The 23570-nt window shown below is 40.3% G+C and carries 21 protein-coding genes, 3 tRNA genes and 2 pseudogenes; 7 read left to right on the forward strand and 19 right to left on the reverse strand.

Translation table 11 applies throughout. The features are described 5' to 3' along the window. Positions 1 to 5: 5 nt before the first annotated feature. The 6 genes from X781_RS01160 to X781_RS01185 all read right to left on the reverse strand — a co-directional run bounded on the left by X781_RS01160 (position 6) and on the right by X781_RS01185 (position 3025). Positions 6 to 983, reverse strand: coding sequence for a DNA polymerase III subunit delta' (locus X781_RS01160; protein ID WP_051411622.1), 978 nt, complete (start codon positions 981 to 983; stop codon positions 6 to 8). Next, a complete protein-coding gene (tmk, locus tag X781_RS01165) occupies positions 983 to 1603 on the reverse strand; it encodes a dTMP kinase (protein WP_025235168.1) in 621 nt (206 codons plus the stop codon). The genes X781_RS01160 and tmk overlap by 1 nt, the downstream gene beginning before the upstream one ends. A gap of 10 nt (positions 1604 to 1613) precedes the next feature. Beyond that, a complete protein-coding gene (gene mltG / locus X781_RS01170) occupies positions 1614 to 2663 on the reverse strand; it encodes an endolytic transglycosylase MltG (RefSeq protein ID WP_025235169.1) in 1050 nt (349 codons plus the stop codon). Positions 2664 to 2753: 90 nt separating this feature from the next. Next, positions 2754 to 2829, reverse strand: a tRNA-Lys gene (locus tag X781_RS01175). Between the two features lie 22 nt (positions 2830 to 2851). Then, positions 2852 to 2927 (reverse strand) — tRNA-Lys (locus X781_RS01180). 22 nt (positions 2928 to 2949) lie between these two features. Continuing rightward, a tRNA-Lys gene (locus tag X781_RS01185) sits at positions 2950 to 3025 on the reverse strand. 209 nt (positions 3026 to 3234) lie between these two features. Here X781_RS01185 and ppa point away from each other — a divergent pair. Both ppa and X781_RS01195 read left to right on the forward strand, forming a co-directional pair. Further along, positions 3235 to 3762, forward strand: a complete 528-nt coding sequence (gene ppa, locus X781_RS01190) for an inorganic diphosphatase (protein WP_025235170.1) — start codon at positions 3235 to 3237, stop codon at positions 3760 to 3762. Positions 3763 to 3816: 54 nt separating this feature from the next. Then, positions 3817 to 4572 (forward strand): M48 family metallopeptidase, encoded by a 756-nt coding sequence (locus X781_RS01195; protein ID WP_025235171.1) that lies wholly within the window; start codon positions 3817 to 3819, stop codon positions 4570 to 4572. Positions 4573 to 4661: 89 nt separating this feature from the next. On the opposite strand, the gene trpS is transcribed toward X781_RS01195, so the two are convergent. The 5 genes from trpS to rppH all read right to left on the reverse strand — a co-directional run bounded on the left by trpS (position 4662) and on the right by rppH (position 8720). After that, entirely contained in the window at positions 4662 to 5693 is a 1032-nt protein-coding gene (trpS, locus tag X781_RS01200) for a tryptophan--tRNA ligase (protein WP_025235172.1), read from the reverse strand. Positions 5694 to 5747: 54 nt separating this feature from the next. Next, entirely contained in the window at positions 5748 to 6413 is a 666-nt protein-coding gene (locus tag X781_RS01205) for a phosphoglycolate phosphatase (protein WP_025235173.1), read from the reverse strand. 66 nt (positions 6414 to 6479) lie between these two features. Continuing rightward, positions 6480 to 7277 (reverse strand): prolipoprotein diacylglyceryl transferase, encoded by a 798-nt coding sequence (gene lgt / locus X781_RS01210; protein ID WP_025235174.1) that lies wholly within the window; start codon positions 7275 to 7277, stop codon positions 6480 to 6482. Positions 7278 to 7284: 7 nt separating this feature from the next. Further along, a complete protein-coding gene (locus tag X781_RS01215) occupies positions 7285 to 8073 on the reverse strand; it encodes a sulfite exporter TauE/SafE family protein (protein WP_081732087.1) in 789 nt (262 codons plus the stop codon). Between the two features lie 2 nt (positions 8074 to 8075). After that, positions 8076 to 8720 carry an RNA pyrophosphohydrolase gene (gene rppH / locus X781_RS01220; RefSeq protein WP_025235176.1) on the reverse strand — a complete coding sequence of 215 codons (645 nt, stop codon included), beginning with the start codon at positions 8718 to 8720 and terminating at the stop codon, positions 8076 to 8078. 608 nt (positions 8721 to 9328) lie between these two features. Between rppH and lldD the strand changes: the two are divergent. Beyond that, positions 9329 to 10474 (forward strand): annotated as a pseudogene (lldD, locus tag X781_RS01225) (FMN-dependent L-lactate dehydrogenase LldD). A 40-nt stretch (positions 10475 to 10514) separates the two neighbouring features. On the opposite strand, the gene X781_RS01230 reads toward lldD, so the two are convergent. Further along, complete coding sequence (locus tag X781_RS01230; RefSeq protein ID WP_025235177.1) at positions 10515 to 11174, reverse strand: NAD(P)-dependent oxidoreductase; 660 nt, start codon at positions 11172 to 11174, stop codon at positions 10515 to 10517. Positions 11175 to 11221: 47 nt separating this feature from the next. Beyond that, positions 11222 to 12070 carry an MBL fold metallo-hydrolase gene (locus tag X781_RS01235; RefSeq protein WP_025235178.1) on the reverse strand — a complete coding sequence of 283 codons (849 nt, stop codon included), beginning with the start codon at positions 12068 to 12070 and terminating at the stop codon, positions 11222 to 11224. Between the two features lie 231 nt (positions 12071 to 12301). Between X781_RS01235 and X781_RS01240 the strand changes: the two genes are divergently transcribed. The 3 genes from X781_RS01240 to X781_RS01250 are packed head-to-tail and all read left to right on the forward strand — an operon-like array spanning position 12302 to position 13880. Continuing rightward, a complete protein-coding gene (locus tag X781_RS01240; protein ID WP_025235179.1) occupies positions 12302 to 12568 on the forward strand; it encodes a type II toxin-antitoxin system prevent-host-death family antitoxin in 267 nt (88 codons plus the stop codon). Next, entirely contained in the window at positions 12568 to 12990 is a 423-nt protein-coding gene (locus X781_RS01245) for a type II toxin-antitoxin system VapC family toxin (protein WP_025235180.1), read from the forward strand. Before X781_RS01240 ends, X781_RS01245 begins: the two co-directional genes overlap by 1 nt. Continuing rightward, positions 12990 to 13880, forward strand: coding sequence for a LysR family transcriptional regulator (locus X781_RS01250; RefSeq protein WP_025235181.1), 891 nt, complete (start codon positions 12990 to 12992; stop codon positions 13878 to 13880). Before X781_RS01245 ends, X781_RS01250 begins: the two co-directional genes overlap by 1 nt. A gap of 128 nt (positions 13881 to 14008) precedes the next feature. On the opposite strand, the gene X781_RS01255 is transcribed toward X781_RS01250, so the two are convergent. The 5 genes and pseudogenes from X781_RS01255 to X781_RS01275 form a co-directional block, all read right to left on the reverse strand. Further along, complete coding sequence (locus X781_RS01255) at positions 14009 to 15067, reverse strand: NAD(P)-dependent alcohol dehydrogenase (RefSeq protein WP_025235182.1); 1059 nt, start codon at positions 15065 to 15067, stop codon at positions 14009 to 14011. Positions 15068 to 15200: 133 nt separating this feature from the next. Beyond that, positions 15201 to 15860, reverse strand: a complete 660-nt coding sequence (locus X781_RS01260) for an NAD(P)H-dependent oxidoreductase (protein WP_025235183.1) — start codon at positions 15858 to 15860, stop codon at positions 15201 to 15203. Between the two features lie 24 nt (positions 15861 to 15884). Continuing rightward, positions 15885 to 16695 (reverse strand): annotated as a pseudogene (locus X781_RS12615) (oxidoreductase). Positions 16696 to 16896: 201 nt separating this feature from the next. Continuing rightward, a complete protein-coding gene (locus X781_RS01270) occupies positions 16897 to 19815 on the reverse strand; it encodes a type III restriction-modification system endonuclease (RefSeq protein WP_025235186.1) in 2919 nt (972 codons plus the stop codon). Between the two features lie 3 nt (positions 19816 to 19818). Next, positions 19819 to 21777, reverse strand: coding sequence for a site-specific DNA-methyltransferase (locus tag X781_RS01275; RefSeq protein ID WP_025235187.1), 1959 nt, complete (start codon positions 21775 to 21777; stop codon positions 19819 to 19821). Between the two features lie 266 nt (positions 21778 to 22043). On the opposite strand from X781_RS01275, the gene X781_RS01280 reads away from it, so the two are divergent. Next, on the forward strand, positions 22044 to 22937 hold the full coding sequence (locus X781_RS01280) for a LysR family transcriptional regulator (RefSeq protein WP_025235188.1): 894 nt from the start codon (positions 22044 to 22046) through the stop codon (positions 22935 to 22937). A 73-nt stretch (positions 22938 to 23010) separates the two neighbouring features. Here the strand turns inward: X781_RS01280 and X781_RS01285 are convergent, their stop codons facing one another. Continuing rightward, positions 23011 to 23562 carry an NADPH-dependent FMN reductase gene (locus X781_RS01285; protein WP_025235189.1) on the reverse strand — a complete coding sequence of 184 codons (552 nt, stop codon included), beginning with the start codon at positions 23560 to 23562 and terminating at the stop codon, positions 23011 to 23013. Positions 23563 to 23570: the final 8 nt, after the last annotated feature.

A 23570-nucleotide genomic window follows, 5' to 3' on the forward strand; every position in this document is an offset into this window, starting at 1 on the left:
TCCTTTTATTCAAAAATCAAAACCAACTTCGTTAAACAATCCAATAACATCAATTCCTGATTTACCGCATTTATTTGCACTAAATCTCGCTGGGTTTGTTGGATGATTTGCTGCCCTTGCAGTAATCCGTGAGCGGTGAGTTGCTGACTAAATGGGATAATTCCATTTTGGAGATCTGGATTGAGCCAACCTTGTATGATGTTCATTTTGGATTTGAGAGCATCATTGAAGAAACTTTCGAGCCATTCAAGTTGTTGTAAAACATCCTCTTTTTCTTTGTCGAAGGCTTGAAAGAGTAGTACAACATCTCGGCTTTTATAGAAACGCCAGAAGGTTTGTAGGAACGCTTTTCGTTGTTGCAAGCGGTCATTTTCCAGAAAAGTTTTGCAAATAAGTGGGCGAGAGCGACAAAGGCGGAGAGCGGTTTCTAGCTCGTGCATTGAGGTTGTAGGAAATTCCGTTTGCAACCATTGCATTGCTTCCGTAGTTTGTGGAGCATAAAGTACCCACGTTTGGCTGCGGCTTTGAATGGTCGCTAACACGGTAGATTGCAACGGGGCTTCCAGCAAGAAATAGACATTCTCACGTGGTTCTTCAAGGGTTTTGAGTAGAGCATTGCTGCTGGCTTCGGTTAAGCGATCTACTCCTCGAATATAGACAACCGTATTACCTCCTTGTTGGGCGAAATTTTGTAGGTTAGCGATCAACTCTCGCACCTGATCGATACCGATATCTTTTCCCTCAATAGGTTCTAAGATATGGAGGTCAGGGTGATTTTTACTTTGTATAAGTTGGCAACTTTTGCATTGCGAGCAAGGTTCGTTGCTTGTTTTTTCGGTGCAAAGTAACCACTCAGCCACTTTTTCAATTAAAGTGTCTGTGCCAAGTCCGATATCGGTTTTAAACAGCAGGGCGTGGTGTCCGTATCCATTTAAAAATGAAGCGATTATTTGTTGGTAAGTGCTTTCAAGCCAAATGTACATTATTTCAGCCAATTTCTGATTGCGTGTTGAATATCTGCGGTAACTTGTTCAATTGATTGTTCTGCATTGATAATGACTGCTTTATCATTATTTTGCGTGAGTTCTAAATAACGCTCACGGGTGCGATAGAAAAAATCTAAACTTTGCTGTTCAATTCTGTCTAATTCGCCTCTGCCTCTGGCTCGCTCTAAACCGATAACAGGATCAAGGTCGAGATAAATCGTTAAATCGGGTTCAAAAGTGCCAAGCACTGATTCTTTTAAGGTTTCGAGTAATTTGCGATCTAGTTTACGTCCACCACCTTGATAGGCTTGGGAGGACATATCGTGCCTGTCGCCCAGCACCCATTTACCTTCGGCAAGTGCCGGTTTGATGACATTTTCCACCAGTTGAACACGGGCAGCATAGAGCATTAATAATTCTGCTTTATCAGTTACAGGCTCTTCGGTTTCGTGCTTAATTAAATGACGGAGTTTTTCGGCAAGAGGAGTACCACCCGGTTCACGGGTCATCACGATATTTTGAATACCTGCTTGCTCTAACTCTTTTAAAATTACTTGGTGAGCAGTTGTTTTACCTGCACCTTCTAAGCCTTCAATCACAATAAATTTTCCACGCATAGATTTCTCGCTATTTTTTCTGTTCGTTACTTTGATTATTTTTGCGTTTACGTTCAATTTGAATCCACTCTTGTACCGCTTTATTATGCTCGCTCAGGGTACGACTGAATTTGTGTCCGCCTGTGCCATCGGCTACAAAGTATAAATACGGTGTATCGTCAGGATTCGCCACTGCCTTGATAGAAGCCTCGCTTGGCATCGCAATTGGCGTTGGTGGTAAACCATCGATTTGATAAGTGTTATATGGCGTTACTTCTTCTAAATCTTTACGGCGGATATTACCATCGTAGCGATCACCCATTCCATAAATCACTGTTGGATCGGTTTGCAGACGCATTTTAATGCGTAGACGGTTAATAAACACCGAAGCAACTTGAGGGCGTTCGCCTGCAACGCCGGTTTCTTTTTCCACAATAGATGCAAGAATTAACATCTCATACGGATTAGCAAGCGGTAGATTTTCCGATTTATTTTGCCAAGCTTGCTCTAACGCTGTTTTCTGCTTTTGGTAAGCACGTTTTAGCAAGGCTAAATCTGTGGAGTTTGGCGTGTAGCTGTAAGTATCTGGGGCAATCCAACCTTCCATTTTTTCGTGTGGAATACCCAGTAATTCAGCGATTTCTTTTTCTGATTTATCTTTTAGCGTCTGTTGTAAATATTTCGCTTGGCTAAGTTGTTCACGCCAAACCTTGAATGTTCTGCCTTCAATAAACTGCACATTTAATTGCACTTCTTTCCCTGAACTTAAATGAGCGAGTAAATCTTTTACGGTTGTTAAACCATTTAAGGAATAAGCCCCGGCTTTGAATTTACTTAACTCAGGGTGCAGTCGCATCAAATAGGGGAGTAGATCCGCATCATTGTGCGTAACAATGCCTTGTTCTTCTAATAAAGTAGCAAGTTTTTGGCTGGAAACACCTTTTTCCAACACAAAAAGTTGGTTTTCTTGAACGGTAATTTTATGTTCTGCTAAGGCATTCAGTTTTTGGTAGCCATAAAATAGCCCACCACAGACGATAACACCGGCTAGACCTAATGCAATAAGGATTTTTTTTAACATTGAAATTGAATAAATTAAGGAAAAACGAGTTGAATTTTACTATAAAGCGGTCGTTTTTTCAGAAAAATTTGCAAATGTGATTTGAATAAATGGTGGGTCATGAAGGATTCGAACCTTCGACCAACGGATTAAAAGTCCGCTGCTCTACCGACTGAGCTAATGACCCTCAAAGAGGTGTTATAAGATAATGGTGGGTCATGAAGGATTCGAACCTTCGACCAACGGATTAAAAGTCCGCTGCTCTACCGACTGAGCTAATGACCCTCAAAGAGGTATTATAAGATAATGGTGGGTCATGAAGGATTCGAACCTTCGACCAACGGATTAAAAGTCCGCTGCTCTACCGACTGAGCTAATGACCCATAATCTTGCGTAACGAGGGCATATCATACGGATTTTTGAAAGTTTGGCAAGTTTTTTTTCTCTAAAAAATGTTGAGTGTGTGGTTTATAAGCAATTTTACGGAAAATTAAACAGTTTGATACAAAATACAAACGGGCTTTTATCTTTTTATGAAAATAAGCTATAATCACGCCGTTTATTTAACCATCAATTTTAGAAGGAAACCAAAATGGGCTTAGAATTAGTTCCAGCTGGTAAAGAGTTACCAGATGATATTTATGTTGTTATTGAAATCCCTGCAAATTCAGATCCAATCAAATATGAAGTGGACAAAGAGACAGGTGCATTATTTGTGGATCGCTTTATGGCAACCGCAATGTTTTACCCGGCAAACTACGGTTATGTAAACCATACATTATCATCAGATGGCGACCCGGTTGATGTATTAGTACCAACACCATACCCATTACAACCAGGTTCAGTAATTCGCTGCCGTCCGGTTGGTGTGTTAAAAATGACCGATGAAGCAGGTGGTGATGCAAAAGTAGTTGCAGTTCCGCATACGAAATTAAGCAAAGAGTACGACCACATTAAAGATGTAGGTGATTTACCGGCGTTATTAAAAGCACAAATCCAGCACTTCTTCGAAAGCTATAAAGCATTAGAAGCAGGCAAATGGGTAAAAGTTGAAGGTTGGGGTGATGTAAATGAAGCCCGCCAAGAAATCTTAGAATCTTTTGAGCGTGCTAAAAAATAATTTTTGATCTGAATGCCAAGCAGATTTGTTTGGCATTTTTTGTGGGAAATCGATATGAATTTTATTAAAAAATTAGGTCTTTCAGCTTTTTTAGCCACTGCAATGGTCTCTTGTGCTACAACGGAAAGTATTAACCAAGAGGCGGCTCACAGTTATGCTCAAGTAAAATCACAAGCTCATCAGCAAAATGCGATTGATACTACATCTCCTACCGCAAAACGTGTGCACGCGGTATTTCATAAGATGAAGCCTTACGCAGAAAAGTCAAATGCAACAGGTACGCCTTTCCATTGGGAAATCACGGTTTTAAAATCGGATGAACTCAATGCGTGGGCAATGCCGGGCGGTAAAATGGCATTCTATACCGGTTTAGTGGAAAGACTTGATTTATCTAATGATGAAATTGCGGTAGTGATGGGACACGAGATGGCTCACGCCTTAAAAGAACACGGAAAATCGGATCGTACAGTAACGATGATTAGTGGCATTGTAGGCACGATTGCAGATATTGCAGTAACAGCTTCAACAGGTATAAGCACTGAAGGTTTATTAAGTACCGGTGTTGATTTGATTGCTACTAAGCCATTCTCTCGTAGCCAAGAAAATGAAGCAGATGAAGTTGGTTTAATGTTGATGGCTGAATCAGGTTATAACCCATCAGCAGCACCAAATGTATGGATTAAAATGAGCAAAGCAAACGGAGATTCAGGTTTGTCGATTTTTTCAACCCACCCGTCAAATGCGGATCGCCAAGCTAACTTAGCTCGTCTTGTACCGGAAGCAATGAAAGTTTATAACGCACGTAAATAAGATGACGACAAGCGGTTGATTTTTACTAATTTTTTGCAAAAAATGCTCTTGATAATTCAAGAGCATTTTTGTTTTTGGCTTCTACTCAATTAGTAACGCACAAAGCCGACTAATTCGTAGACCTTATCTAAAGTTGCTTTGGCTCTCGCTCGGGCTTTGTCTGCACCTTCACGGTAGATTTTTTCAAGCAAGGCTTCGTCTTGGCGGTAGTGGTGGTAGCGTTCTTGTAGGTTAGTTAAAAGTTCAGACACTTTATCTGCCACTTCGGTTTTGAGGTGTCCGTACATTTTACCTTCAAATTCGGCTTCTAATTCAGCGATAGTTTTGCCGGTAATCGCAGAGAGAATATCCAATAAGTTAGATACGCCCGCTTTATTTTGCACGTCATAACGTACTACAGGTGGTTCATCGCCGTCGGTCATTGCACGTTTGATTTTTTTTGCTACTGCTTTCGGATCTTCCAACAAGCCGATAACGTTATTGCGGTTATCGTCTGATTTTGACATCTTTTTAGTCGGCTCAAGGAGCGACATCACTCTCGCTCCTGATTTCGCAATAAAGACTTCCGGTACGGCAAAAACCGGCTCAATCACATTGCCCTCCGCATCTTTTTTGCCATATAAGGCATTGAAGCGGTTAGCAATATCACGAGTGATTTCTAAGTGCTGTTTTTGGTCATCGCCCACCGGCACTTGGTTGGCTTGGTAGAGCAAAATATCTGCTGCCATTAGCACTGGGTAAGTAAATAAGCCCACGTTCACATTTTCTTCATAACGAGCAGATTTATCTTTAAATTGAGTCATTCGGCTCATTTCGCCAAAATAGGTGTAGCAGTTTAAGATCCACGCCAGCTGTGCGTGTTCAGGAACGTGAGATTGAATGAAGATCGTGCTTTTGTTCGGATCGATACCGCAAGCCAAATAAAGGGCTAACACGTCAAGGGTGGATTTGCGTAACGCTTCTGGATCTTGACGCACGGTAATCGCGTGCTGATCGACAATACAATACACACAGTCATAATCATCTTGCATTTTTACCCAGTTGCGTAATGCCCCTAAGTAGTTGCCAATCGTCAATTCACCAGAGGGCTGCACGCCACTAAATACAATAGGTTTGGTCATTTTATCTTCTCGTTTTAATTGCAAAAAATTGTGGAAATTATACCGCTTGTCGCCTTATTCGCCTACAATTTTCAACACGTCTTTAAATTCGGATGTTACAAAAGTCGGCTCTGATTGCTCAATGGGAATATTATAGTTATAGCCGTAAGTCAAACCAATTACATCACAGCCTGCTGCTTTCGCCGCAATGACATCATTTTCAGAGTCGCCAACAAAAAGAAATTCTTGTGGTGTAATGCCAAATTTTTCGCAAATAAAGAACATTGGGTCTGGATGAGGTTTGATTTTAGGGAGGGATTGCCCGCCTAAGGTTTCATCAAAGAGATGATAGATGCCGAACGCAGACAGCACCGGCTCAACCAATTTGGTCGGTTTGTTGGTAATGACGACGAGTGGGTAGCCTTTCGCTTTGAGTGCCTCTAAGGTGTCTTTTACATCTGGGAAGAGCGTACTTTCTTCGCACACATAGGTGGCGTAGTATTTGTCAAAGCTCATTCGCATTTTGACGAGTTCTTCCGCTTGGAAGATTTTACCGGTGTGAGCAATGGCATTTTGGAAGAACATATCTCCGCCTTTGCCAATCCAGGTTAGTACTTTCTCTTGTGTAACCGTTGGCAGACCAGCTTCTAAAAACATTGCATTTGCGACTAGAGTGAGGTCGGGAAGGGTGTTAATTAGCGTTCCGTCTAAGTCGAAACCAATTACTTTGTATTTTTTCATTGTATCTCCTTAAAAACACAAGCGGTCGTTTTATGCAAATTTTTTGTAATTTTCGACCGCTTGTCATTATTTCACTTTGTTTACTTTATACGCCCACGCCATAATCAAGATTCCGCCGATAATCATCGGTAAAGAGAGCAATTGCCCACGCGTGATTAAATCAGCAGTAGTATTTACGTTAGGGTCGATTTCTCGGAAGTATTCCACAATAAAGCGGAACGTGCCGTAGCCAATTAAAAATAAGCCTGCAACAGAGCCTGTCGGACGAGGCTTTTTGATGAACCAGTTGAGGATAAAGAGTAGCACCACACCTTCTAAAAAGGCTTCGTAGAGCTGTGATGGATGGCGGGGTAGATAGCCACCACTTGGGAATAATACCGCCCAAGGTACATCGGTTACACGTCCCCAAAGTTCATCGTTAATGAAATTGCCGATACGCCCCATTCCTAGTCCGAATGGTACGAGCGGTGCGATAAAATCAGCCGTTTGCCAGAAACTGCGTTGTTGGCGGTAAGATACCCAAATCATCGCCACAATCACACCAATTAAACCACCGTGGAATGACATTCCACCTTCCCAAATACGGAAAAGGTAGAGTGGATCTTGCAAAAAACGGTCGAAATTGTAGAAGAACACATCGCCAATACGCCCGCCTAATACTACACCCCAAAAGCCGGTATAGATTAAGCTATCGACTTGTTCGGTTGTCCACACGCCGTTAGAATTTTTGGCTCTTCTCATTCCTAACCAGTAAGCGAAGGCGAAGCCGGCTAAATACATTAAGCCATACCAACGCAAGGCAATCGGACCAATTTCAAAGACGATCGGGCTGATTTGTGGGAATTGGATAAATTGTTCGTTCATAGTTTCCTTATTTTAAAAACATATTAATGGCGATAGCCACAAGCAACATTGCAAAGGCTTTTTTTAGCATTGGAACCGGTAACGCATTGGCGGCACTTGCTCCCATTTTTGAGGTAAAAAATGAAGTAGAGGTAATGCCGATGAGTGCAGGTAAGTAAACATAACCTAAAGAGTAATCAGGCATTCCTTCTAAGCCCCAACCGCTCACAATAAAGCTGATTGTGCCGGATAAACCTAAAAATGCACCACAAAATGAAGATGTGCCGATAGCCCGTTTAATATCTAAGCCACGATCGCTTAAAAACGGCACAATAAATGCACCGCCTGCGATGCCAGCCATACTGGATAATGCTCCAATCACACTGCCACCCACAAGTGTAGTTTTTAAGGTAAGAGGTTTATTTTTGGGAACTTTTTTCAAAGTAAAAAGCATTTTTCCGGCAAGATATAACACCATTACAGCGAAGATTTTAGACATTATTTGCGGATCGAGTCTACTTACTACCAAGCCCGATAAAAATACTGAGATCATTAATGCCGGAATAAAAGATTTGCTGGTTTGTACATCAACATTTCCTAACTTATGATGGCGTTGAGCAGACGAAAATGCAGTAATAATAATGGTTGAGAACGACGTGCCTAATGCGGTGGACATTATATATTCAGGCGGCACGCCTGCCATTGGCAGTAAAAAAACCAAGCTCGGGACGATGATTATACCGCCCCCAATACCGAATAATCCTGCTAAAAAGCCAACAAATACCCCTAAAAATAGACAGCTTAACAAAATAGTCATTATTATTTTCCTTTTTGGTTATGTTGATGCCAACCCCGATACGGCTTGCGATTTTCCTGTTTATAAGGTTTGGCGGAGTCCTGAAAGGATTTTCTAGTCGCGTGAGAAAATTTTTCATCACGCTCGGTACGAGATTTCTCAAGCGGTCTATCTTCAGCATTTTTTTGCATATTATTTTGCAGAACCTGTGCAAATTCTTTCATTGCTTTACGATAAACATCTCGTTTAAAAGAAACGACCTGACGAACAGGATACCAAAAGCTTACCCATCGCCAGCCGTCAAATTCCGGATTTTTCGTCGTTTTTAGATTAATTAGACTTTCATCACTAATAAGTTGCAATAAAAACCAACGCTGTTTCTGTCCAATACACACAGGACCAGATCCTTCATTGCGTACCAAACGTTTTGGCAGTTTATATTTCAGCCAATATTTAGACGCCCAAAGCAATCGCACATCTTTCTTTGTTAAGCCGACTTCTTCATAAAGCTCACGGTACATTGCTGTTTCAATGTTTTCTCCCTCGTTAATGCCACCTTGCGGAAATTGCCAAGAGTTTTGACCAAACCGTTTTGCCCACAGAACTTGTCCGTGCTTGTTACAGATTACGATTCCAACATTTGGGCGGTAGCCATCGAAATCGATCACTCGACCACCTAATGAATAAATTTAGAATAAGAGAATTGTTTCATACTTTGAGTTGATTTGCAAAAAATCCATTAAATCCGACCGCTTGTGAATAACTTTGTGGATAACTATTGAATTTCAAGGGCATAAGCTGAGGATAACTACGCTGAACGTTGTAAAATAGAGTAGTTAATCAGATCTGAAAATACGATCTTTTTCTTAAGCAATGATCTGGATAAAGTTCAAGTTGTTGATTTTTTTCTCATCAAAATAAGGTTAAATTTTAAAATGAGTAAACAGAAACATTTTTGTTTATCAAAGAAGATTGAGTTATCCCCACCATTTGTGGATAAAGATGTGATAATTTTTCAAAATAGGCGTGAATAACTCAAATTAGCCTTTTGTTATTTTTATAAATGCTAATTAAATCAAAGAGTTAATGGTAATTTTTCTCTCTGTGAATAATCGATTATTTTGCTGGTTACTTTTTGTTCTCTCATATTTTTGTGCTGGTTGGTTTGTAACAAAAATGTGATCTATTTCTCATATTTTGTAAATAATAGTAATTCTTATTTTTATTTTAAAGTAGAATAACCGCACTTTTTTCTTAATGATTTATGAGGTTTTAAATGATCATTTCATCTGCAAACGATTACCGCCGTGCGGCAAAACGTCGTGTTCCCCCTTTTATGTTCCACTATGCGGACGGCGGTTCTTACGCCGAACAGACCTTACACCGTAATGTGAGCGATTTGGAAGACATTGCCCTGCGTCAACGAGTGTTAAAAGATATGTCGCAATTAGACACCAGCATCGAGCTGTTCGGCGAAAAGCTCTCTATGCCGGTAACACTTGCCCCTGTTGGTGCACTGGGAATGTATGCTCGCCGTGGTGAGGTGCAAGCCGCCAAAGCAGCGGATAACAAAGGTATTCCCTTTACCCTTTCCACCGTCTCAATCTGCCCGATTGAAGAGGTTGTGCCGGCAATTAAACGCCCGATGTGGTTCCAGCTCTATGTGCTAAAAGATCGGGGATTTATGAAAAATGCGTTAGAACGTGCCAAAGCCGCCGGTTGCTCCACACTTGTATTTACCGTAGATATGCCGACTCCCGGTGCACGCTATCGTGATATGCACTCTGGAATGAGCGGCCCATACAAAGATATTCGCCGAGTGTTGCAAGCAATGGTTCACCCATTCTAGGCATGGGACGTCGGTATTCAAGGTAAACCACATACTCTGGGTAATGTGTCAAAATATATGGGTAAGCCGATTGATCTGAACAACTACATCGGCTGGCTGACCGATAATTTCGACCCGTCTATTTCGTGGAAAGATTTAGAGTGGATTCGTGAATTTTGGGACGGCCCGATGGTGATCAAAGGCATTCTCGACCCCGAAGATGCCAAAGATGCCGTAAGATTTGGTGCAGACGGCATTATCGTCTCTAACCACGGTGGTCGCCAGTTAGATGGGGTACTTTCTTCCGCTAAAGCCTTACCAAGCATTGCCGATGCGGTAAAAGGGGAGATCAAAATCCTCGCCGACTCCGGTATCCGTAACGGCTTAGATGTAGTGAGAATGCTGGCACTTGGTGCTGATTGCACGATGATCGGACGTTCCTTTGTTTACGCTCTTGGTGCTGCCGGTCAAGCCGGTGTGGAAAACTTGCTCGACATCTTCCTTAAAGAAATGAAAGTGGCGATGACACTTACCAGCAATGCTAAAATCAGCGACATTACCCGAGATGCGTTGGTCGATCTCAATAAAATATAAATATAAGGGCTGATTAACAGCCCTTTATGACGAAGTATCTTTATTTTGCGGCAACCGTAAAACGTTGGAATAGGTGAGCTTTTTGCTCAACATCATCAGCGATAGCAATGGCTAAATCGGCAACAGAAATACCGGCTGGGATATCACCATTCATCAGCAATTCCTCCCCACCTAAACGGTATGAGCCTAAACGTTCTTCGCTAAAGTCACCGTCTGCACCTAAGCAGGCAGGAGGGGAGATAAATGCCCAGTTTAGATCACGGCGATCACGCAAATCGTTCAACAAATTACGGGCGGCATTAGCTCCGTCATAAATTTCTTTTGGGAAATCAGGCGTATCGATAACTTGTAAATTAGGTGCAACATATAAACTACCAGCTCCACCAACGACTAATAAATACGGTACTTCAGCAGATTTTGCCGCTTCTACAATCGCCTTTGCTCCACGTGTAAAATCTACTCCGATATTTGGGTTTGTCCAGCCCGGGTTAAAGGCACTGATTACTGCATCAACGCCTTTTAGTTGCTCAGCAAAATTTGCATTTTCTACGTCAAAAGCGACCGCTTGCACGTTGTCGGCTTTCGCCACGTTTTCCACATTACGGGCAAATGCCACCACTTGATGACCACGCTCCGCTAGCTCTTTCACCACCGCTGAACCCACATAACCTGTTGCACCAATCACTGCGATTTTTTTCATTTTTTGCTCCTAATTTGAGAGAGGTTTTACACGAAACAAAGGGCAAATTACCACTTCATTTCGCCTTTATTTACTTTTGCACCTAAGCCAAGATTACCTTCTGCCGCTAAGCTTGGATAAGCCTGTTTCATTTTGGCAATCACTTCGCCACTGTCTTTGCTTTCGGCTAAAACTTGCTCATATTTTTGTAAATAAGCCTTATTAAATTCAAGGGTTGTTTTATCGCTCGCTTTGCCTTTGAATGAATGTCCTGCCACGATGTTTTCAGGATTTAAAGCAATCATTTCATCGAGTTGAGCCAACCACGCTTGACGTGATTGCACAGTTTGCGTGTCGGCAAGCCATAGGTGCATATCATTAAATACGCCTACATTGCCGGCAATGGCTTTGAGTGATGGAATCCAAACATAAGGGCGGTGTGCCAGTTCGCCAGTTGTACCACGCAGTTCAATTTTTTCGCCATCAAGCGTTAAAACGGTCTCCTTCATTACTTCCGGAAGCACCACATTTTTCGGGGCATTTTCGCCCATTCTTGGCGACCAAACGCTTAATTTCGTTTCTACCTTGCTTTCGATTTTTTCTAATACCGCAGGCGATGCCACCACTTTCACATTAGGGAAAATTTCTTTGAGTGTCGCTACCCCAAAATAGTAATCAGGATCGGCATTGCTAACTAAAATGGTGCTTAATGTTTTTTTGCTATCCAAAATGTTTGCCGCAATTCGCATCGCATCGGCACGAGTAAAGCCACTGTCAATTAAAATCGCTTCTTTTTCGCCCATTACCAATGTGGATTGCACAGAAAAGCTATTTTCATCGGCTGAATAGGTTTTGATTTCTAACGCATTGGCAATGCTTGCACTCATCATTAAAGTTGCCAATAGTAATTTTTTCATTTTTTGTTTCCTTTTGTTGGTTGATTTATTTTTGTTTGGTCAGCAACAACGCCCACCAAACGACTTGATGTGGTGCATTATAGTGAAATAAAAAATGGGAAAAATAGCGATTTGTGAATATGATTGTTTCATTATTTGAAACATTAAATGGATTGCTTTATCATCAGAATTGAAAAGAGCATAAAAAAAGACTACACTTTGTCTATATGTATCTACAAATAAGGAGTGACTATGAGTGTAATGACCTGCCGTGAATTTAATCAAAAAACCAGCCTTGCCCAAAAATATGCGGAGACCGCACCGGTGATTATTACCCATCGAGGTAAGCCGACTTTTGTGTTGTTGAAGTATGAGGATTATCAACCGCAAAAAACCGCTCGAAGTGCCTTACACGCTTTGTTAGATCTGGATCATTCCCCCGATGTGGCGGATATTGAGTTGGAGTTAAAGCCCCGTAGTCGAGCCCAACGTCCGCCGGTCGATTTTGGAGATGAGTGATGTTTTTACTCGATACTAATGTGGTCAGCGAACTGCGAAAAGTGAAAAAAGGGATGGCTAATCCAAATGTAGTAGCGTGGTTGGCAAAGCAAAATCCGAATGATTTTTACATTAATTCTATTGTGCTAATGGAACTGGAACGGGGCGTTTTGGCGATGGAGCGAAAAGATCCTACGCAAGGTGTTCATCTACGCCATTGGCAAAATCTGTTTCTCAACCAAATTTTGCATAAGCCGATTTTACCCATTGACGAAACCACCGCCCAAATCTGTGCCAAACTGCATATTCCCGATCACGCCCCTGAAAATGATGCGTGGATTGCAGCCTCCGCTATTCAACACCATTTGATTTTGGTTACTCGCAATACAGCTGATTTCGCCAAAACAGGGGCAAAATTGTTTAACCCCTTTGAGCCACAATAATGGACAGAATTCAAGCAATTAATATCTTTTTAACCATTGTCGAAACCGGCAGTTTTACTGCCACTGCTGAAAAATTAGATTTATCTAAACCGATGGTAAGTCGTGCAGTGGCGATGTTGGAAGAGTGGTTCAATGCTCGTTTGTTACAACGTACCACACGCAAAGTTTCGCTTACTGAAGCAGGGGAACAAGCGGTTGAATATTGCCAAAAAATTGCAAACTTAACAGAGAATATAGAGCAAGATTTCCTCGCCCGTTCGGGGGAATTAAGCGGAACATTGCGGATTTCTGCCGCAATTTCGTTTGGTGGCTCGCACCTGGTTACTGCGTTACAAGCTTTTATGCAAAAGCACCCAAAAGTGTCGGTGCAATTACAGCTTTCAGATCAGAAAGTAGATTTGTTTGATGAACGTATCGATCTCGCTCTACGCTTTACCGATAACCCGGATGCAGGTCTAGTAGCTCGAAAATTAGGCACTATTCATTCACGACTGGTTGCTACACCTACTTATCTTGCTCAATATGGTGTGCCAAATAAACCCGAAGATTTGGTTCATCACCGCTATCTTGCTCACGCTAATGTAAACCGTAAGAGCTGGAAGTTTTATCGAGATGGACAAGAAACGATTTTAGAGCTAGTAAGTCCTTTCTGCGTTAATGATACGAATGCGTTACTTAATGCCATTATGGCAGATGGCGGAATTGCAATGCTCCCAAACTATATGCTGACAGAGCAACTCAAACAAGGGCGTTTGCAACCTTTGCTGACCGACTGGCAATTGCCGATTTATCCTCTATATGCTCTCTACCCAACTCGTCATCATTTACCGCTAACGGTACGTGCTTTGGTGGATTTTCTGGCAGAGTATTTTGCGAAGCAGAATTGGTAGGTCGCAATTAGCACTAAGCAAGCTAATATCCATAGCATAAATTTAAGCGTTTTTTTAAAATCGTTACCTTTTTCCAAAAGAAAACCGATTGAGCTTAACACTCAATCGGTTGTTGGTATCAGCTCAATTTAAGCCTTTAAACTTGCCATATCAATTACAAAACGATATTTCACATCTGATTTCAACATACGTTCATAAGCATTGTTGATATTTTGCATATCAATCATTTCCACATCTGGTACGATGTTGTGCTCCGCACAGAAATCCAGCATTTCTTGAGTTTCTTTAATACCACCGATGACAGAAGCCGCAATTGAGCGTCTGCCCATAATCATCGGTACGGTGTTGATTGTTTGTTCTAGCTCACCGACTAAGCCGACTAGAACCAATGTGCCATCTAATGCTAGAGTTGGAATATAAGGCTTTAAATCGTGAGTGTATGGCACGGTATCAATAATCACATCAAAAGTATTAGCCACTTCTTGCATTTGAGCTTCATCGGTTGAAAGCACAACACGGCTTGCTCCTAAGCGGAATGCGTCATCAGATTTTCCTGCCGAACGAGTGAACAGAGTAACTTCCGCTCCCATTGCAGCCGCTAATTTTACCGCCATATGTCCAAGACCACCTAAGCCAATAACACCGACTTTCGAGCCTTTTTGCACATTCCAGTGGCACAGTGGTGAGTAAGTGGTAATGCCGGCACAAAGTAGTGGAGCAACCGCTTTGGTATCAAGTTTTTCAGACACTTTTAACACAAAATCTTCACTCACTACCACGCCTGTACTGTAACCACCTTGTGTAAGTGAACCATCAAAGCGGTCATTTGAGCCATAAGTACCGATATGTCCGTGTTCACAGTATTGCTCTAAGCCGTGCTGACAAGGCGAGCAAGTACGGCACGAATCGACCATACAACCCACGCCCACTAAATCACCGATTTGGAATTTATTTGCTTTGCTACCCACTTTGGTTACTCGACCAATAATTTCGTGTCCGGGAACGATAGGATAGGTGTGAGTAAATCCCCAGTCATTACGAGCTGTGTGTAAGTCGGAATGGCACACGCCACAATATAAAATATCAATTAACACATCATCTTCACGCAATTCACGGCGTTCAAAAGAGTGGGGCTCAAGGTCAGTTGTTGCACTAAATGCAGCATAGGATTTTACAGGGTAAGTCATAGATTTTCTCCGTTAAGCTTAAAGTGAATGTAATGTTCTTAAATGAAATTCAATATGTTCGCTGATAAATCTGAATTGCAAAATATTAAACAAAATAGACCGCTTGTTTGTTACAAGCGGTCTGATTTTTTAATTATTCTACAAATTGCACAACTTGCTCAAAGGTTTTGCGGGATTTTTGGCGGATTTCTTTATCTCGATAGCCAAAGGTGCACATCACTGAAATGCCCCACTCGTTCGGGTCGAATAAGCCTGCGTCAGCCAAAATTTGGTTTACTTCTTTATAAGCAAAACCTTCGATTGGGCAAGAATCTACGCCAATCATTGCTGCCCCGGTCATCATATTACCTAGTGCGATGTAAGTTTGTTTACTTGCCCAGTCGAACAGGCTGCGTTCGTTGTCTAAAATACCAATATCTTGTTCTTGGAATTTTTTATACACCGCCATTGCTTTTTCACGAGCCTCGCCTTCTAAACCACGTCTATCCATAATTTCAGCAAAATATTGGCTATCAAAGCGAGCATTTTTCTTGGCTAAAATTACCACGATATGGCTTGAAGTTTCCATCGTTGGAATGCCCCAGCAATATGGCTTGATTGCTTGGCGAAGTTCCGGATTTTGTAACACGATAAACTGCCACGGTTCAGAACCAACCGAGCTTGGGCTTAAACGACCCAGTTCTAAAATATAGTTCATATCTTCAGCCGGGATTTTTTTACTGCCATCGTAAGAACGGGTTGAAGCACGGTAGTGGAAGGCGTTTAACACGTCATCTTTGTTTAAAAAATTCATTTTGTTTCTCCGATAAAAATTAGTTTACATAAAGCCGCGTTGATATTGGTGTGGTACAAATTGCATTGGACTGCCGTCAAATTGATTTTGCTGATATTGAGCGTTCAGCACCCAATTCGGATCACGCAATAATGCACGCCCAACGGCGATTAAGTCTGCATTTTCTAAGCCTAAAACGTGGTCGGCAACGGCTGGATTGTCCAACATTCCCACCGCAATTACAGGTAAAGAGGTCGCTTTTTTGATTTTTTCCGCAAGATAAACTTGATAACCTGCGTAAAATTCCGGGTGGTTGCCTGTGTGTAATACGCCATCACCGCCACCACCACATCCAGCACGTCTGCACCGGCTGCCACAAAGCGTTTAGCAACTTCAACACCATAATCACTATCAAAACCGTCTTTGCCGTACTCTTGTGCTGAAATTCGCACGATTAACGGCATCTCCGCAGGCATTACGTCTTTTGCGGCTTTGATGACTTGTTCACCGAATAGCATTGGATCTTTGCCGTATTCATCTGTGCGTTTATTTGATTTTGGCGAGTAGAATTGTTGGATTAAATAGCCGTGTGCGGCGTGAAGTTCAATCGTATCAAATTTATCGTTCCATAAACCTAAGCAATTTGGGGTGATACGACCGTTTGGATCGATATTAGTCATCTCAACAATAATCAAACCAACCCCACCAATCGCACGGCTGGTGAATGCACAAAATGCCAATCGTTCGGCACGCCGTCAGTGGCGGAATATTGACACATCGGTGGCATCACCACACGGTTTTTCAGTTCAAGATTTTTGATTTTAAAAGGGGTGAATAATTTTCTAAATTTAGCCATTTTGGGATTCCTATGAAAAAACTGACAGAATGATAAGTAAAGGGGAATATCGTTTCAAATTGATTATTCTTATATGGAGATATAAGGAAGGATAATATATAAAAGCAAACAAGCGGTCAGAATTTCCCAAAATTTTGCAAATTTCAGGCAGATTTTGACCGCTTGTTATTCCACTATCATTTGAATAGCAGGGAGGGTTTATTATTCAGCCCCTCTTAATTCATCTAAAATCCGCTCAATATGCTTGCCTTTAAATTGCGTTTTAAATTCAACTTTAATGCCTGTATCTGCACTTAATTTATCAAATAAAATTTGTGCATATTTGATTTTTTCTTTTTCATCGGTACGTAAATCAAATTCATAAGCATCTTTGGTTTCTACCACGAGATTTAAAGTTTGTGTGCCATCTTTATGGTGCAACACATAAGCAAAATCAGGCGAATATGTTCCGCCCCCTGCCACAGGAATGGCAATGGTATTTTTGGGTATTTTGGTAAAGACGGTAACATAATCCAAATTAAGCAGGATATTTTCTTTTTCAAGGGGCGAATCATAAAATAGTGTTTCAAACAAATAATTATTCGCTACCATATCTTTTTCGCCTACACGCCCAATATCCGATGATGAAATACTATCTTTAACATTGCCTTTATCATCGGTAAATGCCGTTGGGTGAACTTGGCTATTGACTTCGGTATAGCCAATGGTTTGGGTTGCCAAAAAATGTTGCAATAACCATTTTCTAAACAAACTATGAATATGTCTAATATTATGGCGAGTTTGATGTGTGTTATCCGTCCAATTTAATTCCGCTAACACTTGATGTAAACTTTTTAGGCTCACATTCAAGCTCATCGCCAATTCATTGGCAAATTCGCCATAGCTAAGTACATAGCCTGTATTTTCTATCAGCTTTTCTCGTCCGCCATATTTCACCTGAATATCATCAGACTGCACCTGCAATTCTTGTGCTTGCATTGTGGCATAGCTTGTGTCCAATTTACCCATTACATTGTTGGCAAAAAATTGTTTTAATAACTCATAAAAAGTGTGTTCATTGTCAATTTGATAATTTAACACCACTCGGCGGTTTAGAGTTTCCCACAGCGTTTTTAAAGCGTGATATTTATCTTTTCTAATCAGTACGGTTTCTTTTTTACCGATACCTGTTTGAATTTTATTGTTCAACGAACTTTCAAATTCAAAGGCTTTAGGGTAGGCAAGTTGTAATTTTTGCCAGCCGTTTTCCAATAAATTTAAATCGTCATCAATAATGCCATCATCTGCCAAATGGTTAATGATTTTGCGTTTGGTTTCATTAGGATAAGCGAGTAAAATTTTGGCAAGCAATTCATCTTCTAATTTTTTTGGAATAATCACTTTTTCGCCTGATTTTTCACGGATGTCCCGAATTAAATCTGACACAAAATCTTTTTCACTAAAATCCACAAAATAATTTAAATAAAACTGCTCGCTTTTTTCACGGTGCATAAATTCATTGACAGGCAAACGAAGTCCACGCCCCACTTCTTGAAGTTTACTGGTTTCAGAACCGCTTGACCGCAATTTACAAATGACAAACACATTAGGATTATCCCAACCCTCACGCAATGTCCATTTTGAAAAAATAAAACGGCGTGGATTATCCAAATCAAGGAGTTTTTCTTTTTCATATAAGATTTCATTGATTTGTTTTTCTATATGTTCGTCTTTATTATTGTTGTCATCGCTAAAATAACCGCCGTGCGTTTGGCTAATATCTGCCAAAGTTTTTTGCAAATAGGCTTTATAAAATTCATTGCTTTCATTTGCCAATCTTTTTTCGGCTTCATTGATAACCATTGCCTCAAAACGAGATTTTAAGCTATCGGGCAATCCTTGTTCATCACGATAACCTGCAATATCATCAATAAAAATCAGCGAAAGCGGTTTAATGCGTGGCGTTCTGGTTAATAGGGTGCGTTCAATATCAAAATGACGAATCACCGCTTGATAGAGCATTTGTTCTTGCAAAGATTGATTAAACGAATAAGGCGAGATAATCTCCCCTTTTTGTAATGTCAGCCCATTAGAAAGCACCGCCATACTGCTATTAAATTCATTTAATAATAAATGCGACATTTCGCTATGAATAATGCCTAATGAACCATTTTTGCTAATTTCTAAGCGTTTTGGGGTCTTTTTATGACTGTGAGTAATTTCAAAAACCGCTTCACTTTTACTGTCGCTTTGTCCAATAAATTTGATGAGCATATCATCAACACCGTCAAATTCGGTAATAAAAGCACGCACCCCTTTTACCAAATTTTGTTCAAAAGCATCAAGTGAAGTTAGCGTATGAATCAGATTTTCAAAACCATCAAAAGTTGCCCCAAATCTTAAAATATATTGAGCGTTGAGTTTTAAAACATTTTGCCAAGTTTTACCACTGGCTTTGACACGGTGCGGTTCATCAATAATCAAAAAAGGCTTAACCGCCGATAACGCATCAAACGATGAGCCGTGAGCCTCTTGGAATAAATCTTGGTCAATGGCAATGTTCATCGTCTCCGAATTTAACATACCCATATTAATCAATAAAATATGAATGGTTTTTTCATCGGTGGCATTGATAAAATTGATTAAATTTTCTGGGACTTGTTGCTTGTCTTTTTTATTGCCTTTTTTGGCATTTACTTCATAAAGCTCAATGCGTTTGCCAAAATCATCAAAAAAACGACTTCTGGCGGACGCACTTTCCAAAAAGTTTTTTGTGCCTGCTTTAATCGCAACCGTTGGCACAAGTACAATAAATTTATTAACCCCAAAAGATTGATTTAAAGAAAACATTGCCCTTGTGTAGGTATAAGTTTTGCCTGTACCCGTCTCCATCGCAATATCAAAAATATTGGATAACGAATTGCCTGTTTTATTTAATGCTTTGGCAAAACTTGGGCGAGTTTGAATTTCTGCTAGATTGCGTTTTTTCTGCGATTCGTTTAATTCTAAAACAGGATTGCTTTTTAATCGTGTTTCAAGATTTTGGGCATAAGAAATCTTAGCATATTCAAACATTTGCAAAATGTCTTCTACGGCGGATAATTGATGTGGTAAATCATTTTCAAAATTAAAGCCAGCCATTTTTTACCCCTTATCTGCACGATTTCGTTGAATCAAATACAATTTATTGCCTTTTCTGGGTTTGTATTGACCTATCGCCTCACTTAATTCTCGCTTGGCTTTACTGTCAAAGTGCGGTTCTAAAATGACGATTTTATCAATATTAAATTCATCGGTGGTATCGTCCAAACGGCGTAAAATCATCGCCAAATGCGAAGTGTCAAAACCTGTATCAAGCAAATATAGCACCGTGTCATAACGATACGCCATATAACCGCCCAAATCCACCTGCTCTGGTGTCTGGTGCAAAGGCATACCGTCTTGTACACACCAAGTGGTAAGAATATTTTGGCAATCTGTATTGCTTAATTGCAGATTTTCTAATAACTGTAAGCCGTGTGCAGGGCTTTCTGCCAATGTGCCAAAATTATCAGGCACAGGGACAATGCGATATTCTTTATAGCCTAAATCGCCTGTATAATTAGGATTTTCCGCTTTAATTTTTTCAAGGCTTTTTTCAATACGGGCTTTGGTGATTTGATACAAATCGTGAGTAAGATTATATTTATCCAAGAAATTTATTGCATTTTTAATAATTTCTTTTCCATCAGAACTGGAATTCTCATATGCTTTATCTAAATCTTCAAGAATTTGCACACATATAAAATGATTTTGAAGTTCGATTGGTTTTTTTGCATTCAATCTCATAACCGCCTCTGCTAATGTTCCAGAGCCAGCAAAAAAATCTAATATAATTTCGTTATTGGTGCAACAATTGTCAATTAAATCGATAATTAACTGAGTTGGTTTTGGGGTTGCAAAAACTTTACTGTCAAACAAATTAATTATTTCGGTAGTTGCAGTATCCGTTAAATAGGAAGAGTCCTCTAATATACTTCTGGGTTTTTGTCTTAAATCTTCACTCCAATAATCCTTGATATAAATTGTCCCTTTGGGGCTAGAATACAGTCTATGGATAATAGGTTGTGCAAACTGTTTGCTCCAAACCCAACGACCATCTTTTCCATTAGGTAGTTTTGGAAAAATCTCTTTTAGAGAGTTATTTTTATTTTGTTCTAAAAATACTTTTCCTGTTTGTAAGTCCGCATAAATTGGATAATAGCAGTTAGGACTATCTTCTCTTCTCGCACCCCTTCCTTTTTTTCTAAACAAACCATCTGTCTTGTATTTTCCAAACTCATCTTGCTTATTAAATGTATCTATATAGTCTTCAGAAGCTCTAATCCCTAAAAAAGGCTCTGCCATTTTATTCTTTTGGTATACTAGAATAAAATCGTGATTTGTAGAAAATCCATCCTTACTTCCCATTCCATTTGCGCTTTTCTTCACAATAAGCGTATCAACAAAATTCCCCTCCCCAAAAATTTCATCACAAAGTAATTTTAATTGGGCTTGTTCATTATCATCAATAGAAATAAAAATCACGCCATCGTCTTTTAAAAGCTCTCTGGCAAGTTTGAGGCGTGGATACATAAAAGTGAGCCACGCACTATGACTGGACGCACGAGCATTGATAAATCCGTGAATATATTCGGCGACTTCCTCGCTTTCGCCTGTGATTTTTGCAATTTCGGCGGGCGTATATTTGCGGTCATCTTGATAAACAAAACCGTCCGAACCTGTATTATAAGGCGGGTCAATATATATCATTTTGATTTGTTTGCGATAGGCTTCACGCAAATGCTTTAAAACAGCTAAATTATCGCCTTGAATTAGGATATTTTGACTGTTTGAATGTTGGGCGTTGTGGGCGTGATTAGCGGACAAAAGCGTACGGTTTTCGTCATACACAAGGGCTTTGGCATAGGATTTGCCCCGCCAGTCAAGGCGATAGGTTTCTTGGGAAAAAGAAATATCCGCTTGGGTTAAGGTGGTTTGAAACTCATTAAATTTGAAATTGCCGTCCGCATCAAATAGTGCCGGACTATGGGATTTAAGTAGATCTAATAGAGATTGGCTCATTGTAATACCATATTTTTATAATTGAAATTATTTTAAGAATTATAGCATTTTATAGGAAGAAGAGAGCAGATAAAGGATTTATTTGCCAGCAATAATGATTTCATTTTTGCCATATTTTATTATGGACAGGAAAAGGGAATTGATAAGCGGTCAAAATTCCTCAAAATTTTGCAAATTTTCACCGCATTTTGACCGCTTGTGTTTTTCCTGATAGTTGAAAGTGCTATTATCATTCTAATTTTTCTGATTTCATTTAAGGTATAACAATGAGCGATATAAGAACCCTTGATTTAAACTTGCTAAAAGCCTTTGTCGTATTGTTAGACGAATGTAATGTGAGCCGTGCGGCGAAGCGGCTTTCAGTTACGCAACCTGCGATGAGTGGGATTTTGAATCGGATGCGAGAGAGCTTTAACGATCAATTATTCGTACGAGTGCAACACGGTATGCAACCTACCGAACGGGCATTACAATTGGGGCAGACTGCTCGTAAAATTTTGCAAGAAATTAATACGATGTTACAACCACCGAAGCTAGAGCCGGAAAAATTGTCGATGACACTCCGTATTGCCGCGATGGATTATGTGCAGCAAATTATCGCTCTGCCGCTGATTTTACGCCTTCGCTGCCTTGCTCCAAATATACAGGTGGCGTTATTGCCTGTGCAAGGACAGAATATTAAGACTTTGTTTGAGCAGAATAAAATTGATTTAGCATTGGTTAGTCAGCAGCATTTAAGTGCAGATATGCCAAGAACAGTGCTGTATGAAGAGCGTTATGTTTGTGCGATGAGCCATACGCATTCTCTAGCCAATAAAAAACTGACCTTAGAGCAGTTTTGTGAGCTGCCTTTTGCAATGCTTTCTTATAACGGTGGTGAATTTAGCGGAGCAACAGATATTGCCTTACAAAAATTAGGTAAACAACGCAAAGTGATGGTTTCGGTAAATCATATTTCACTTTTACCACAACTGTTACAAGGTTCAGATTTAGTAGCTGTGCTGCCTGAACATTTAGCCAAGACCTTACCTAACGTGCATTTGCAAGCTCCACCTATCGAGGTAGAAGGCTTTACGATGATGATGGCGTGGCACGAGCGAACCGAACAAGATATTGCCCATCGTTGGTTAAGAGATATTTTGAAAGATGTAGTGAAATAAGCATTTTTGTATTTTACGCACTAAAAAAGCCGTTTATCTTTTTGAGATAAACGGCTTTCATTATGTTAAAAAATTAAAATTTTTCTACAAAATCAGCATAAGCATTAATGAAGTTTTGCATTGAGCCTTTTAACGCATCATTTGCAATTTCACCATCTTCTGCAAATACACCACCAAATAGGTTACCTACATTTAATGCAAATGGTAGAGTTGGCATATTCACGAATGCACCGGAGGTGATAGTACGAATTTGATCCGCTGCACGTACACCACCAGCAGCACTTGCTCCAACAGTAACGATACCAGCCGGTTTGCCAATCCATTTGCTTTCACCCATTGGACGAGAAACCACATCAATAGCATTTTTCAACATTGCTGAAATGCCTGCATTGTGTTCAGGGGTAACGAATAAAACGCCGTCTGCCTTTGAAACTGCTTCACGCACACGAGTGTATTGTGCCGGGCTGTTTTCGTCTAAATCACGGTCGTAAAGTGGAAGATCTGCAATTTCAACAATGTTTAATTGAATGCTTGCCGGTGCCATTTTTTGTAAGTGGCGAACCGTTAATTGACTAAATGAAGTTTTGCTGCCACTGCCGATTAATACTGCAATTTGTTTTGCCATTTTATAAA

It is taken from the genome of Mannheimia sp. USDA-ARS-USMARC-1261 (genome assembly GCF_000521605.1).
GTDB lineage: Bacteria > Pseudomonadota > Gammaproteobacteria > Enterobacterales > Pasteurellaceae > Mannheimia > Mannheimia indoligenes.

Coding starts and splice junctions, on each gene's coding strand:
- X781_RS01230 (WP_025235177.1), bottom strand. CDS start 11,174: ATGAAAAAAATCGCAGTGATTGGTGCAACAGGTTATGTGGGTTCAGCG.
- X781_RS01275 (WP_025235187.1), bottom strand. CDS start 21,777: ATGAGCCAATCTCTATTAGATCTACTTAAATCCCATAGTCCGGCACTA.
- tmk (WP_025235168.1), bottom strand. CDS start 1,603: ATGCGTGGAAAATTTATTGTGATTGAAGGCTTAGAAGGTGCAGGTAAA.
- X781_RS01235 (WP_025235178.1), bottom strand. CDS start 12,070: ATGAAAAAATTACTATTGGCAACTTTAATGATGAGTGCAAGCATTGCC.
- X781_RS01205 (WP_025235173.1), bottom strand. CDS start 6,413: ATGAAAAAATACAAAGTAATTGGTTTCGACTTAGACGGAACGCTAATT.
- ppa (WP_025235170.1), top strand. CDS start 3,235: ATGGGCTTAGAATTAGTTCCAGCTGGTAAAGAGTTACCAGATGATATT.
- X781_RS01255 (WP_025235182.1), bottom strand. CDS start 15,067: ATGACTTACCCTGTAAAATCCTATGCTGCATTTAGTGCAACAACTGAC.
- X781_RS01250 (WP_025235181.1), top strand. CDS start 12,990: ATGGACAGAATTCAAGCAATTAATATCTTTTTAACCATTGTCGAAACC.
- X781_RS01260 (WP_025235183.1), bottom strand. CDS start 15,860: ATGAATTTTTTAAACAAAGATGACGTGTTAAACGCCTTCCACTACCGT.
- trpS (WP_025235172.1), bottom strand. CDS start 5,693: ATGACCAAACCTATTGTATTTAGTGGCGTGCAGCCCTCTGGTGAATTG.
- X781_RS01280 (WP_025235188.1), top strand. CDS start 22,044: ATGAGCGATATAAGAACCCTTGATTTAAACTTGCTAAAAGCCTTTGTC.
- X781_RS01285 (WP_025235189.1), bottom strand. CDS start 23,562: ATGGCAAAACAAATTGCAGTATTAATCGGCAGTGGCAGCAAAACTTCA.
- X781_RS01195 (WP_025235171.1), top strand. CDS start 3,817: ATGAATTTTATTAAAAAATTAGGTCTTTCAGCTTTTTTAGCCACTGCA.
- X781_RS01160 (WP_051411622.1), bottom strand. CDS start 983: ATGTACATTTGGCTTGAAAGCACTTACCAACAAATAATCGCTTCATTT.
- lgt (WP_025235174.1), bottom strand. CDS start 7,277: ATGAACGAACAATTTATCCAATTCCCACAAATCAGCCCGATCGTCTTT.
- X781_RS01245 (WP_025235180.1), top strand. CDS start 12,568: ATGTTTTTACTCGATACTAATGTGGTCAGCGAACTGCGAAAAGTGAAA.
- mltG (WP_025235169.1), bottom strand. CDS start 2,663: ATGTTAAAAAAAATCCTTATTGCATTAGGTCTAGCCGGTGTTATCGTC.
- X781_RS01270 (WP_025235186.1), bottom strand. CDS start 19,815: ATGGCTGGCTTTAATTTTGAAAATGATTTACCACATCAATTATCCGCC.
- X781_RS01240 (WP_025235179.1), top strand. CDS start 12,302: ATGAGTGTAATGACCTGCCGTGAATTTAATCAAAAAACCAGCCTTGCC.
- X781_RS01215 (WP_081732087.1), bottom strand. CDS start 8,073: ATGACTATTTTGTTAAGCTGTCTATTTTTAGGGGTATTTGTTGGCTTT.